Source organism: Citrobacter sp. wls716, assembly GCF_005280975.1.
GTDB classification, from domain to species: domain Bacteria; phylum Pseudomonadota; class Gammaproteobacteria; order Enterobacterales; family Enterobacteriaceae; genus Citrobacter; species Citrobacter youngae.
This window is the reverse complement of the sequence record NZ_SZWX01000031.1, coordinates 121,483-135,303: the sequence shown is the minus strand read 5'-3', so window position 1 is coordinate 135,303 and position 13,821 is coordinate 121,483. Positions and strand designations below refer to the sequence as shown.

At 50.0% G+C, this 13,821-nt stretch carries 11 protein-coding genes and 6 tRNA genes; 14 read left to right on the top strand and 3 right to left on the bottom strand.

Annotation, left to right across the window (positions count from 1 at the left end; genetic code table 11):
* The 14 genes from recA to luxS all read left to right on the top strand — a co-directional run bounded on the left by recA (position 1) and on the right by luxS (position 9,267).
* A complete protein-coding gene (gene recA / locus FDX24_RS10745) occupies positions 1–1,065 on the top strand; it encodes a recombinase RecA (RefSeq protein WP_003037330.1) in 1,065 nt (354 codons plus the stop codon).
* Positions 1,066–1,151: 86 nt separating this feature from the next.
* A complete protein-coding gene (gene recX / locus FDX24_RS10740) occupies positions 1,152–1,652 on the top strand; it encodes a recombination regulator RecX (protein WP_116361109.1) in 501 nt (166 codons plus the stop codon).
* 128 nt (positions 1,653–1,780) lie between these two features.
* Complete coding sequence (gene alaS, locus FDX24_RS10735) at positions 1,781–4,408, top strand: alanine--tRNA ligase (RefSeq protein ID WP_048213013.1); 2,628 nt, start codon at positions 1,781–1,783, stop codon at positions 4,406–4,408.
* A gap of 238 nt (positions 4,409–4,646) precedes the next feature.
* Positions 4,647–4,832 (top strand): carbon storage regulator CsrA, encoded by a 186-nt coding sequence (csrA, locus tag FDX24_RS10730; RefSeq protein ID WP_000906486.1) that lies wholly within the window; start codon positions 4,647–4,649, stop codon positions 4,830–4,832.
* A gap of 336 nt (positions 4,833–5,168) precedes the next feature.
* A tRNA-Ser gene (locus FDX24_RS10725) sits at positions 5,169–5,261 on the top strand.
* A gap of 3 nt (positions 5,262–5,264) precedes the next feature.
* Positions 5,265–5,341: transfer RNA gene (locus FDX24_RS10720), tRNA-Arg, on the top strand.
* A 90-nt stretch (positions 5,342–5,431) separates the two neighbouring features.
* Positions 5,432–5,508 (top strand) — tRNA-Arg (locus FDX24_RS10715).
* A 39-nt stretch (positions 5,509–5,547) separates the two neighbouring features.
* A tRNA-Arg gene (locus tag FDX24_RS10710) sits at positions 5,548–5,624 on the top strand.
* 39 nt (positions 5,625–5,663) lie between these two features.
* Positions 5,664–5,740 (top strand) — tRNA-Arg (locus tag FDX24_RS10705).
* 39 nt (positions 5,741–5,779) lie between these two features.
* A tRNA-Arg gene (locus FDX24_RS10700) sits at positions 5,780–5,856 on the top strand.
* A gap of 117 nt (positions 5,857–5,973) precedes the next feature.
* Entirely contained in the window at positions 5,974–6,540 is a 567-nt protein-coding gene (yqaB, locus tag FDX24_RS10695; protein WP_061068447.1) for a fructose-1-phosphate/6-phosphogluconate phosphatase, read from the top strand.
* Positions 6,537–6,965, top strand: coding sequence for a YqaA family protein (locus FDX24_RS10690; RefSeq protein WP_042313100.1), 429 nt, complete (start codon positions 6,537–6,539; stop codon positions 6,963–6,965). The genes yqaB and FDX24_RS10690 overlap by 4 nt, the downstream gene beginning before the upstream one ends.
* A 77-nt stretch (positions 6,966–7,042) precedes the next feature.
* The gene (gene gshA / locus FDX24_RS10685) at positions 7,043–8,602 is read left to right on the top strand and encodes a glutamate--cysteine ligase (protein WP_137364285.1); all 1,560 of its coding nucleotides are present in this window, start codon (positions 7,043–7,045) and stop codon (positions 8,600–8,602) included.
* 149 nt (positions 8,603–8,751) lie between these two features.
* A complete protein-coding gene (gene luxS, locus FDX24_RS10675) occupies positions 8,752–9,267 on the top strand; it encodes an S-ribosylhomocysteine lyase (protein WP_005130532.1) in 516 nt (171 codons plus the stop codon).
* A 177-nt stretch (positions 9,268–9,444) separates the two neighbouring features.
* On the opposite strand, the gene FDX24_RS23700 is transcribed toward luxS, so the two are convergent.
* The 3 genes from FDX24_RS23700 to emrA all read right to left on the bottom strand — a co-directional run bounded on the left by FDX24_RS23700 (position 9,445) and on the right by emrA (position 13,694).
* Positions 9,445–10,788, bottom strand: a complete 1,344-nt coding sequence (locus tag FDX24_RS23700) for a pentapeptide repeat-containing protein (protein ID WP_252362817.1) — start codon at positions 10,786–10,788, stop codon at positions 9,445–9,447.
* A 178-nt stretch (positions 10,789–10,966) separates the two neighbouring features.
* The gene (gene emrB / locus FDX24_RS10665) at positions 10,967–12,505 is read right to left on the bottom strand and encodes a multidrug efflux MFS transporter permease subunit EmrB (RefSeq protein ID WP_061068443.1); all 1,539 of its coding nucleotides are present in this window, start codon (positions 12,503–12,505) and stop codon (positions 10,967–10,969) included.
* 16 nt (positions 12,506–12,521) lie between these two features.
* Positions 12,522–13,694 carry a multidrug efflux MFS transporter periplasmic adaptor subunit EmrA gene (gene emrA / locus FDX24_RS10660; protein ID WP_048213008.1) on the bottom strand — a complete coding sequence of 391 codons (1,173 nt, stop codon included), beginning with the start codon at positions 13,692–13,694 and terminating at the stop codon, positions 12,522–12,524.
* Between the last annotated feature and the right edge of the window lie 127 nt (positions 13,695–13,821).

The following is a 13,821-nucleotide window of genomic DNA, read 5'->3' as shown; positions in this document are numbered from 1 at the left end:
ATGGCTATCGACGAAAACAAACAGAAAGCGTTGGCGGCAGCGCTGGGTCAGATCGAAAAGCAATTCGGTAAAGGCTCCATCATGCGCCTCGGTGAAGACCGTTCCATGGACGTGGAAACCATCTCCACCGGTTCGCTTTCTCTGGATATCGCATTGGGCGCGGGCGGTTTGCCAATGGGCCGTATCGTCGAAATCTACGGGCCTGAATCCTCCGGTAAAACAACGCTGACACTGCAGGTTATTGCCGCCGCACAGCGCGAAGGTAAAACCTGTGCGTTCATCGATGCGGAACACGCGCTGGACCCTGTTTATGCCCGTAAGCTTGGCGTTGATATCGATAACCTGCTGTGTTCTCAGCCGGATACCGGTGAGCAAGCGCTGGAAATCTGTGATGCGCTGGCGCGTTCCGGCGCGGTTGACGTTATCGTGGTCGACTCCGTTGCCGCATTGACGCCGAAGGCTGAAATCGAAGGTGAGATCGGTGACTCTCATATGGGCCTTGCGGCACGTATGATGAGCCAGGCAATGCGTAAACTGGCCGGTAACCTGAAGCAGTCCAACACGCTGCTGATTTTCATCAACCAGATCCGTATGAAGATTGGCGTTATGTTCGGTAACCCGGAAACCACCACCGGTGGTAACGCCCTGAAATTCTATGCGTCTGTTCGTCTGGATATCCGTCGTATTGGTGCGGTGAAAGAAGGTGACAACGTAGTTGGCAGCGAAACCCGCGTTAAGGTTGTGAAAAATAAAATTGCAGCACCGTTTAAACAGGCCGAATTCCAGATTCTTTACGGTGAAGGTATCAACTTCTACGGCGAACTGGTTGACCTGGGCGTGAAAGAGAAGCTGATTGAAAAAGCCGGTGCATGGTACAGCTACAACGGTGAGAAAATCGGTCAGGGTAAAGCGAATGCGACCAACTGGCTGAAAGAAAACCCGGCAACTGCGAAAGAAATTGAGAAGAAATTACGTGAGTTACTGCTCAATAACCAGGATTCAACGCCTGATTTCTCTGTTGATGACAGCGGTGAAGACGTAAAAGAAACGAACGAAGATTTCTGATAACCTGTTTTGAATCGCATGTTTTGAATCGTATATAGTAAAGGGCTGCATATCATGCAGCCCTTTTCCATTTCTGAAGGCTCACTATGACAGACGCAACTTCCCGCCGTTCCGCTTATTCCCGACTTCTTGACCGCGCCGTGCGAATACTTGCGATGCGCGACCACAGTGAGCAGGAACTGCGGCGTAAGCTGGCCGCTCCGGTGATGGGAAAAAATGGACCGGAAGACATTGATGCTACGCCGGAGGATTACGACAAGGTCATCGCCTGGTGTATTGAAAGTCGCTATCTGGATGATGACCGCTTCGTTCAGCAGTTTATCGCCAGCCGCAGTCGTAAGGGCTACGGACCTGCCCGCGTGCGTCAGGAATTAAATCAGAAAGGGATCGCGCGTGAGTCCATTGAGCGTGCTATGCGCGAGTGTGAAATTGACTGGGCAGTGCTTGCGCGCGAGCAGGCCGTCCGGAAGTACGGTGAACCTTTACCTGTGGAATTTTCAGATAAGGTAAAGGTCCAGCGTTTTTTGCTCTATCGCGGCTATCTGATGGAAGATATTCAGGCAATATGGCGAAATTTTGACGATTGAGCGCATACGGGATTTTACTTCCCAGTAAAGAAAACTTATCTTATTCCCACTTTTCGATTGCCAGAGGCGCAGTTTACGTGCCGATGCTGGTAATGACATTTCGTTAGCTTGATTTCTTCAGGATAATTATGAGCAAGAGCACCGCTGAGATCCGTCAGGCGTTTCTCGATTTTTTCCATAGTAAAGGACATCAGGTAGTTGCCAGCAGCTCCCTGGTACCGAACAATGACCCTACTTTGTTGTTTACCAACGCCGGGATGAACCAGTTCAAGGATGTTTTCCTTGGCCTCGACAAGCGTAATTATTCCCGCGCAACCACCTCGCAGCGTTGCGTACGTGCGGGCGGTAAGCACAACGACCTGGAAAACGTCGGTTACACTGCACGTCACCATACCTTTTTCGAAATGCTGGGCAACTTCAGCTTCGGCGATTACTTCAAACACGACGCCATTCAATACGCATGGGAACTGTTGACCGGTGAAAACTGGTTTGCCCTGCCAAAAGAGCGTCTGTGGGTCACCGTCTATGAAACTGACGATGAAGCCTATGAAATCTGGGAAAAAGAAGTCGGTATTCCGCGCGAACGTATCATCCGTATCGGTGATAACAAAGGCGCGGCTTATGCTTCCGACAACTTCTGGCAGATGGGTGATACCGGTCCTTGCGGTCCGTGCACCGAAATTTTCTACGACCACGGCGACCATATTTGGGGTGGCCCTCCGGGAAGCGCGGAAGAAGATGGCGATCGCTACATTGAGATCTGGAACATCGTCTTTATGCAGTTCAACCGTCAGGCTGACGGCACCATGGAACCGCTGCCGAAACCGTCCGTGGATACCGGTATGGGTCTGGAGCGTATTGCGGCCGTGCTGCAACACGTTAACTCCAACTATGAAATTGACCTGTTCCGTTCACTGATTGAGTCCGTGGCGAAAGTCACCGGCGCGACCGATCTGAGCAATAAATCACTGCGCGTTATCGCCGACCATATCCGTTCCTGTGCGTTCCTGATTGCCGATGGCGTTGTTCCGTCTAATGAAAACCGTGGCTATGTGCTGCGCCGTATCATTCGTCGCGCAGTTCGTCATGGCAACATGCTGGGCGCGAAGGACACCTTCTTCTACAAGCTGGTTGGTCCGCTGGTAGATGTAATGGGTTCCGCGGGCGAAGAGCTGAAGCGTCAACAGTCTATGGTTGAGCAGGTTCTGAAAACCGAAGAAGAGCAGTTTGCGCGTACGCTGGAGCGTGGCCTGGCGCTGCTGGATGAAGAACTGGCAAAACTGTCCGGCGATACGCTGGACGGCGAAACCGCATTCCGTCTGTATGACACCTACGGTTTCCCGGTTGACCTGACGGCAGACGTTTGCCGCGAGCGTAACATTAAGGTTGATGAAGCCGGCTTTGAAGCCGCAATGGAAGAACAGCGCCGTCGCGCACGTGAAGCCAGCGGCTTTGGCGCAGACTACAATGCGATGATTCGCGTTGATGGTGCTTCTGAATTTAAAGGCTACGAGCACCTGGAACTGAACGGCAAAGTCACCGCGCTGTTTGTTGATGGTAAAGCGGTAGACGCCATTAACGCAGGTCAGGATGCCGTTGTCGTTCTTGACCAGACACCGTTCTATGCGGAATCTGGTGGTCAGGTTGGCGATAAAGGCGAACTGAAAGGTGCGGGCTTCGCGTTTGCCGTTAGCGACACGCAGAAATATGGTCAGGCGATTGGTCACATCGGCAAACTGTCTGCGGGCTCTCTGAAAGTTGGCGATGCCGTACAGGCAGATGTGGATGAAGCGCGTCGTGCGCGTATTCGCCTGAACCACTCCGCAACGCATCTGATGCACGCGGCGCTGCGCCAGGTTCTGGGCACGCACGTGGCACAGAAAGGTTCGCTGGTTAACGATAAAATTCTGCGCTTCGACTTCTCTCATACCGAAGCGATGAAGCCTGCTGAAATCCGTGCCGTTGAAGATCTGGTGAATGCGCAAATTCGTCGCAACCTGCCGATTGAAACGAACATCATGGATCTTGAGGCGGCGAAAGCCAAAGGTGCAATGGCGCTGTTTGGTGAGAAATACGATGACCACGTGCGTGTACTGAGTATGGGTGATTTCTCTACCGAACTGTGTGGTGGTACTCACGCCAGCCGTACGGGCGATATCGGTCTGTTCCGTATTATCTCCGAGTCTGGTACTGCTGCGGGCGTTCGTCGTATCGAAGCCGTGACCGGTGAAGGCGCTCTTAATACCGTGCATGCTGAAAGCGATCGCTTAAGCGATATTGCGCAGTTGCTGAAAGGCGATAGCCAGAATATCGGTGACAAAGTTCGTTCCGTACTGGAACGTACGCGTCAGCTCGAAAAAGAATTGCAGCAATTGAAGGAACAGGCCGCAGCGCAGGAAAGTGCGAACCTTTCCAGCAAAGCCGTTGATATCAATGGCGTGAAGCTGTTGGTCAGCGAGCTTGCGGACGTTGAACCGAAAATGCTGCGTACCATGGTTGATGATCTGAAAAATCAGCTGGGTTCTACTGTTGTCGTACTGGCAACAGTTGCTGAAGGTAAGGTTTCTCTGATTGCGGGCGTGTCTAAGGATGTGACAGACCGCGTGAAAGCAGGGGAACTGATTGGGATGGTCGCTCAGCAGGTAGGCGGCAAGGGTGGTGGTCGTCCGGACATGGCGCAAGCCGGTGGTACGGATGCTGCGGCTCTGCCGGCAGCGTTAGCCAGTGTGAAAGGCTGGGTTAGCGCAAAACTGTAAAAATTATAAGCGTAAGCCGACGCTGCGGACTTCAATCCGCAGCGTTTGCGTCAACGCTATCGACAACGATAAAGTCAGGTTGAAGTTGTGTATATCGGCTAAACTTAGGTTTAACAGAATGTGATGCCGTGACTGCTTACACTTAGGTGTTTGTCATCGCTTACTTTTTGGCGTTATATGATGGATAATGCCGGGATACAGAGAGACCCGACTCTTTTAATCTTTCAAGGAGCAAAGAATGCTGATTCTGACTCGTCGAGTTGGTGAGACCCTCATGATAGGCGATGAGGTCACCGTGACAGTTTTAGGGGTGAAGGGCAACCAGGTGCGCATTGGCGTCAACGCCCCGAAAGAAGTTTCTGTCCATCGGGAAGAGATCTACCAGCGTATCCAGGCTGAAAAATCCCAGCAGTCCAGTTACTAAGGTTTTCGCGTCTCACCTGTCTGGTGAGGCGCAACCTGATCGAGTTACCCTTTTTCTTCTCTGTTCTTCTTCGTCCTCCCCATTTTTTCGATTCCACTGGGCGTAATGCCTTTCCCTACGAAGTTTCCGTTTGTTCACTGCTTCAGGAAATTGCCAATTTATCTGTTGATAAAACACTCTTTTTGCCGTTTTTGCAGACTAATTGCGCGTGAAATGTGCAAACGATAAAAGCTCTGGAAAAATTGTTTGACTTATAAGTCCCAGAAAGTAATATGTGCGCCACGCAGCGACGATGAGCAGAAACAAGTTCTTCGAAGCACTCGCAAGAGGCGTGTTGGTGAGGTGGCCGAGAGGCTGAAGGCGCTCCCCTGCTAAGGGAGTATGCGGTCAAAAGCTGCATCCGGGGTTCGAATCCCCGCCTCACCGCCATTTGCATCCGTAGCTCAGCTGGATAGAGTACTCGGCTACGAACCGAGCGGTCGGAGGTTCGAATCCTCCCGGATGCACCATCTTCTCTGCAATAACGCATTAGCGTTGTTACGGAAATCGATATCACTTTAGCAGCGATATCAAATCTGCAGTAAGTAAGTTTTCCTGATGCATCCGTAGCTCAGCTGGATAGAGTACTCGGCTACGAACCGAGCGGTCGGAGGTTCGAATCCTCCCGGATGCACCATCTTCTTCGCAGTATCAGTAGTAAACAGCAATTCCCGATGCATCCGTAGCTCAGCTGGATAGAGTACTCGGCTACGAACCGAGCGGTCGGAGGTTCGAATCCTCCCGGATGCACCATCTTCTTCGCAGTATCAGTAGTAAACAGCAATTCCCGATGCATCCGTAGCTCAGCTGGATAGAGTACTCGGCTACGAACCGAGCGGTCGGAGGTTCGAATCCTCCCGGATGCACCATCTTCTTCGCAGTATCAGTAGTAATCAGCAATTCCCGATGCATCCGTAGCTCAGCTGGATAGAGTACTCGGCTACGAACCGAGCGGTCGGAGGTTCGAATCCTCCCGGATGCACCATCTCCCCCCTCTGAATCATTTCCACATACTCTCTGAACACCCCTTCATTCGCTGTCAGCGACAAAATCAATCAATTACGATAAAATAACGTCTGGTCATTCGGCTTGTGAGAAGACGATGTACGAACGTTATGCGGGTTTGATTTTTGATATGGATGGCACCATCCTGGATACTGAGCCAACGCACCGTAAGGCGTGGCATGAGGTATTGGGACATTATGGGCTGCGTTTTGATGAACAAGCCATGGTCGCCCTCAACGGCTCCCCAACGTGGCGTATTGCCCAGTCGGTAATTGAATTGAATCATGCCGATCTCGACCCCCATGCCTTAGCGCGTGAAAAAACCGACAAGGTGAGAAGCATGTTGCTGGATAGCGTCCGGCCTCTGCCGTTGGTTGACGTCGTGAAAGCCTGGCATGGTCGTCGGCCTATGGCGGTAGGAACGGGGAGTGAAAGCGCGATTGCAGAAGCGCTGCTTACTCACCTTGGGCTGCGTCGTTATTTTGATGCCGTGGTGGCGGCCGATCACGTACAACGCCACAAACCGGCTCCTGATACGTTTTTGCTCTGTGCTGAACGTATGGGCGTTGAACCGGCGCGTTGCGTCGTGTTTGAAGATGCCGATTTTGGACTTCAGGCGGCGCGTGCCGCAGGAATGGACGCCGTGGATGTCCGGTTATTGTGAGTGATGGACTGTCGCTCCTCTCGCTGTTTGCCAGCAGCTTTCTCAGCGCCACGCTATTACCTGGAAATTCTGAAGTTGTTTTAGTTGCCTTACTGGTTTCTGGAGCGAGTCATCCCTGGGTCTTAGTTTTAACAGCAACAATGGGTAATAGCCTTGGAGGGTTAACTAACGTTATCCTTGGGCGTTTCTTTCCGTTGCGTAAAACATCGCGCTGGCAAGAAAAAGCCACTGGCTGGCTGAGGCGCTATGGCGCTGTCACACTATTATTAAGCTGGATGCCGGTTGTGGGTGATTTACTGTGCTTGTTAGCGGGATGGATGCGCATCTCGTGGGGCCCAGTTCTCTTTTTTTTATGTCTTGGCAAAGCGCTGCGCTATGTTGTGGTCGCGGCGGTTACGACGCAAGGCATTATGTGGTGGCACTAATTGTGTTGTGGAATAACCTGCAGGTTGACCAATACCATTATGCTAATTAAAACGATTTTGACAGGCGGGAGGTCAATTTGATCCCGGACGTATCACAGGCGCTGGCCTGGCTGGAAAAACATCCTCATGCGTTAGAGGGGATTCAACGCGGGCTCGAGCGCGAAACGCTGCGTGTTAATGCTGATGGTTCATTGGCAACGACAGGCCATCCTGAAGTGTTAGGCTCAGCGCTAACGCATAAATGGATAACCACTGACTTTGCCGAAACACTGCTGGAGTTTATTACTCCACCGGGCGATGACATTCACAAAATGCTCACGTTCATGCGCGATCTGCATCGCTATACTGCCAGGAATCTTGGCGATGAGCGTATGTGGCCGTTGAGCATGCCTTGCTATATTGCCGAAGGTCAGGATATCGAGCTGGCGCAGTACGGTACGTCGAATATCGGTCGTCTGAAAACCCTTTACCGTGAAGGCCTCAAAAACCGTTACGGCGCGTTGATGCAGACTATCTCCGGCGTACACTACAACTTCTCGCTGCCGATGGCTTTCTGGCAGGCGAAATGTGGCGTAACAGATGGCGATGAAGACGCTAAAGAAAAAGTGTCAGCAGGGTATTTCCGTCTGATTCGCAACTACTACCGTTTTGGTTGGGTGATCCCGTATCTGTTTGGCGCCTCTCCGGCCATTTGTTCCTCCTTCCTGCAAGGAAAACCGACAACGCTGCCGTTTGAAAAAACCGATAGTGGTATGTATTACCTGCCTTATGCCACGTCGCTGCGTCTGAGTGACCTGGGTTATACCAATAAGTCGCAAAGCAATCTCGGAATTACGTTTAACGATTTGCATGAGTATGTGGCAGGATTGAAGCGCGCGATTAAAACGCCTTCAGAGGAGTACGCGGCGATCGGTCTGGAGAAAGACGGTAAGCGCCTGCAAATCAACAGCAACGTTTTGCAGATCGAAAATGAACTGTATGCGCCAATTCGTCCGAAACGCGTGACTCGCAGCGGTGAAACGCCGTCTGATGCGCTTCTACGCGGCGGCATTGAGTATATCGAAGTGCGTTCGCTCGACATCAACCCCTTCTCGCCAATCGGCGTAGATGAACAACAGGTGCGCTTCCTCGATTTGTTCATGGTTTGGTGCGTTCTGGCTGATGCCCCGGAAATGAGTAGCGACGAGCTGCTGTGTACGCGTACTAACTGGAATCGCGTTATTCTGGAAGGGCGCAAGCCAGGCCTGACGTTAGGTATTGGTTGTGAAACGGCTCAGTTCCCGTTGCCTAAAGTGGGTAAAGATCTGTTCCGTGATCTGAAACGTGTGGCACAAACGCTGGACGGCATTCACGGAGGAGAGGAATATCAAAAAGTATGTGACGAACTGGTTGCCTGCTTTGATAATCCTGAGCTGACATTCTCAGCGCGGATCCTGCGGTCTATGATTGATACTGGTATCGGTGGCACGGGTAAAGCGTTGGGTGAAGCGTACCGTAACCTGTTGCGCGAAGAGCCGTTGGAAATATTGCAGGAAGCTGAATTTATTGCTGAAACCGAGGCTTCGAAGCGTCGTCAGCAGGAGATTGAAGCGGCAGATACTGAGCCGTTTGGTGTGTGGCTGGAAAAGCACGCCTGATACAAAAGAAAAAGGCCACTCGGGAGTGGCCAAAATTTCATCTCTGAAAACAGGGATGATGATAACAAATGCGCGTCTTTCATATACTCAGACTCGCCCCGGAACAAAGAGTTCAGAATATTTTAAAAAAATTTATCGGAGGTGGCTAAATGCCGTTGTTAGATAGTTTTACTGTCGATCACACCCGGATGGAAGCTCCCGCGGTCCGGGTTGCAAAAACGATGAATACCCCGCATGGCGACGCAATCACCGTGTTTGATCTGCGTTTTTGCATTCCGAACAAAGAAGTGATGCCTGAGAAAGGTATTCATACGCTGGAACACCTGTTTGCTGGTTTTATGCGTAACCACCTGAATGGCAACGGTGTCGAGATTATCGATATTTCGCCAATGGGTTGCCGTACAGGCTTCTACATGAGCCTGATTGGAACGCCGGACGAACAACGCGTAGCTGATGCCTGGAAAGCGGCAATGGCAGATGTGTTGAAAGTGCAGGATCAGAATCAGATCCCGGAACTGAACGTCTACCAGTGCGGTACGTATCAGATGCACTCCCTCAGCGAAGCGCAGGACATTGCACGTCATATTCTGGAACGTGATGTCCGCGTTAACAGCAATGAGGAGCTGGCGCTGCCAAAAGACAAGCTGCAGGAACTGCATATTTAGTTGTCATGCTGGATGGTGAAGCTCACGCTTCTCATCTGGTCTACAAATAATAGGCTCCAGCCGGTATAAAAAAAAGCCAGTTCAGATGAACTGGCTTTTTTTTATCAATACGCGTGGCCATCGCACCTTTAAATGACATCGTCAGAATGTAGTTGCAAGCGCTATTGAGTTTTACCTTTATATTTTATTAAAAATAACATCAATTAATTTACCAAACTCTCTATAAAAAGAAGTATATTGTCCAAAGATTTCTACGTCTTCTAAGATTTCTGGGGTTATTACACTGACATTGGTACAATAGTCATATTTCCCCATCATAATCTCACCTTTGTCCAGTATTTTACAATAACTCTCTTGGCTAGTGATGTTAAAGGATTCCAGATCATTTTTTAGATCCTTGATGAAATCCTTGTACTCTGTGGTCGTACTGAGTCCTCTCGAAAGTAGTGCCATTTTATCTGCATCAAAGTAACCGGATTGTACGGCTTCATTCCATTTATCTAGAGTTGTTATTTTCCTAAGGCTTGATTCGGCAGGAATGATATCTTTATATACAGCAGGTTGTTCAAAAAAGAGTTTTGAAAATTTGTCGATAACTTGCTTTAAGTTACCCATTCCTGCTTCTGAAAATTTCTGCATGGTATAATGCAATATTGATTCATTAGCAATAATGTTTCCTGCGATTGAATATGAAACCATCATGTCTGAATCTTTTTTTTCAATCAATGTTTTACTAAACAATTGTTGACACTCTGGTTTAGCCATATTCTTAATGGATTCGAATAATTTATTATTTTTACTGAAGATATTTTTTCCCAACAACATTATCTCATTCAACCTTGCTGCTGCTTCAGGCTGACTATCTTCGCTAAAATTGTCACGTATTAAACTAGTATCAAGTAGTTGTTCAGTTGCTATACTTGTTCTACTTAGATTTGCCTCGGAAAGGTCAGCATTACTCAAATCTAAATCGCTCATATCAAGTTCGCTTAAATCTTCCCCTGATAGATCGAGACATCCAGTATCAATATATTTTTGTTGGGCTTCTGATAGATTGTTTTTATCCAGAAAATATATGGTACTAAGATATCTGGCCCCTGATATGAACTGCGCTTCACTTAATTGTAACTCTAATGGTTCAGATACGTTTTCTTCACTAATATTCAGTGAGTATGCTCCATCCGTGTCCTTACTTATACATAATTCATATTCACCTTGTAGCGATTTTTCTGACTTATCAATAGTGAATCTAATAGAAATATCGGGGTTATCAATAATACTGTTCAGTGTTTTTCGCGGGGACATACCCTCTGAAGCCAAAGAGCTCGCGAGACTATTGATGACTGACTTAAGACGCTTCTCCCCTGAGTCCTTAATTCCAAAAGTAAAAATGTACTTCAGACACTCGACTACGCCATGTAGTTTAGTTGCTTCTTTGTGCAATGTTTTATCGTCTGGGCTCATTGCAGCGCTTACCAGTATATCTATATGTTTTTGTGCTAAAGCATTAATGTTGTCCATTGACATCGCCTTATTGATTGGTTTATCACTAAGGCGATTCTCTTACTAAGAGACAACGAAAAATATCAAAAACTGCTCTGGTTTAGCATTAATTTATATTGAATGAGTCAATGAATTGAACCCAATATAGATTCAATATCTATATTGGGTTTTGATTCTCAGTACCGACAAATCGCTATTAGTGCGCGCCGCCGCCGCCGCTGCCTGCACCGAATGGCGGTTTGGCAAACCATACCAGGCCGAGTAGCACGAGGAAAATCCCTGCAGACATCCAGAAGATTTCGTTAGCAGAAATAATCAGCCCCTGGTTGGTGATTTGCTGCGCCAGCCAGCCGGATGCCTGTTCTTTGGTCATCCCTAATCCCTGCAGCTGGTTATACATGGCCTGCGCATTAGGATTATAAGGGTTTACTGACTCCGTCAGTTGCGCATGGTGCAGCGACTCACGGCTAGTCCACATCGTTGTGGTGATCGATGTGCCAATAGAACCCGCCAGCGTTCGCGTAAAGTTAGACAGGCTCGATGCTGCCGCCATTCGTTCAGGCGGTAACCCCGATAGCGTGATGGTGGTCAGTGGCATAAAGAAGCAGGCTACCGCGAACCCCTGAATAAACTGCGGCCAGGCCGATGCGCCAAAATCCATACCGGGTTCGAATGTCCACGCACGCCAGTAGAAACAGACGGCATACATGATGAAGCTGAACGTGACCAGCCGACGCATATCCAGCTTGTGTGCGAAACGGCCGATAATCGGCGACAGGATCACCGGAATCACCCCAACCGGCGCAGACGCCAGACCTGCCCAGGTTGCCGTATATCCGTACACCTCCTGCAATAACTGCGGTAACAGGACGATTGCGCCGAAGTAGAGCATATAGGCCAGACTGATACACAGACAGCCGATGGTAAAGTTGCGCGACTTAAACAGCGAGAGATCGACAATGGGGTGCTCATCGGTAAGCTCCCAGACGATGAGGAAGCTGATTGCCACCACGGCGACAACCGTCAGGATAATAATTTCCTGCGAGGCGAACCAGTCCAATTCTTTGCCGCGGTCGAGCATAATCTGCAAACTGCCGATACCAATGACCAGCAAAGCCAGACCAATGGCGTCGATACGCCGCTGCTCGGTTTTGGTTTCCCGACCTCGCAAAGTTTGCAGCGTCATTAATACCACTACAGCACCGATTGGCACGTTGATAAAAAATATCCAGCCCCAGTGATAGTTGTCGCTGATATAGCCCCCCAGAATAGGACCACATATCGGGGCAACAATCACCGTCATCGACCATAGCGCGAGGGCGATGGAACGCTTGGCGGGTGGATAGTTATTCAATAACAGGCTTTGTGACAGCGGAATCAATGGACCAGCGACAATACCCTGAATGACGCGGAAGAAAATCAGCATGTTCAGGCTGGTGGACATCCCGCATGCCCACGACGCAATGACGAAGGCGATAGTTGACCACATGAATAGTCTGACTTCGCCAACGCGTTTGGCCAGCCAGCCGGTGATCGGAATTGAGATAGCGTTCGCCACCCCGAATGAGGTGATCACCCAGGTTCCCTGGCTCAGCGAAGAGCCGAGGTTCCCGGCGATAGTGGGGATCGCCACGTTAGCAATGGTGGAGTCCAGCACCTGCATGAATGTCGCCAGGGACAGCGCAATCGTCATAATGACGAGCTGCGCGCCTTCAAGCGGTTTTTGCTGTTGCATCACACGCACCTTTAAATTAGCCCGCGTTGGCCTGCACGATCTCTTCGATCATCTTATTGACCGGATCAAGGTTGATTTCACGTGCATTACTTTCTGATACTGGCGTGGTGCGGACCTGGCTTGCCAGGATCTGCCCGTCACGATTAGCGGTATCTACCGTAACCAGTGTTGACAAACCAATACGCAGTGGATGTTGTGCCAGCTGCTGCGCATCCAGTTCGATACGTACCGGCAAACGCTGGACGACTTTGATCCAGTTACCGGTCGCGTTTTGCGCCGGCAGCAGGGAGAACGCGCTGCCCGTACCCATATCCAGGCCGACGACTTTCCCGGTGTATTTCACGTCATCGCCGTAAATATCACTGATAACGGTCGCCGGTTGGCCAATACGCATGTGCGCCAGCTGTGTTTCTTTGAAGTTGGCATCCACCCACAGGTTAGTGGCCGGAACAACCGCCATCAGTGGCGTAGTCGGGCTAATTTGCGCGCCAGGCTGCACGGCACGACGGGAAACATAGCCGGTCATCGGGCTAACAATTTTGGTACGTTCCAGTGCCAGCCAGGCATTACGCACTTCGGTGGCAGCCTGTTGTACAGCAGGTTGATCTTCCAGCTTGCTACCCAGAATCATTGCCTGGTTCGCATTATATTGTTGGATTGCGACATCAAGCTGAGCCTGAGCGCTGGCGACGGCATCGCGGGCATGTTGCAGTTCTTCGCGGCCAATCAGGTTGGCATTACCCAGCGGGACACGGCGATTAAAGTCGCTTTGTGCCTGGGCCAGTGCAGTTCTCTGCACTTCAATGCTGGCCTGCAGTTGCTTGCTGTTGATCATCAACTGGTGCGTCTGGCGCACGCTGGAGGCCAGCGCAGTTTTGGCTTTTTCAAATGCCTGTTTGGCATCTGTCTGGTCGAGAGTGACCAGCACATCGCCCTGTTTTACAAAGTCAGTGTTATCAGCCCAGACTTTCGTCACGCTGCCTGATACCTGCGCCATAATTTGAACCTGGTTCCCTGCCACGTACGCATCGTCTGTCTCTTCGATATGACGCAGTACTAAAAACCAATAAATCCCATATGCCACGGCAATGATAATAAAGAGCAAGGTCAGCAGGAGTAGCATACTTTTACGTTTGCCATTCTTCTTGACCGGTTGCTGCGGGGTTTGAGTCTCCGCATTTGCGCTCATGTTGTTCTCCACGATCTTATTTTTTTCACATCGGCTGAGCCGACCTGTTTATCAGACAGGCCAGCAGTATGCGTGCTGGCCTGTCGGTTTTTCATTTATAAATCTGGATTTCTGAGCGAGTCAGCGC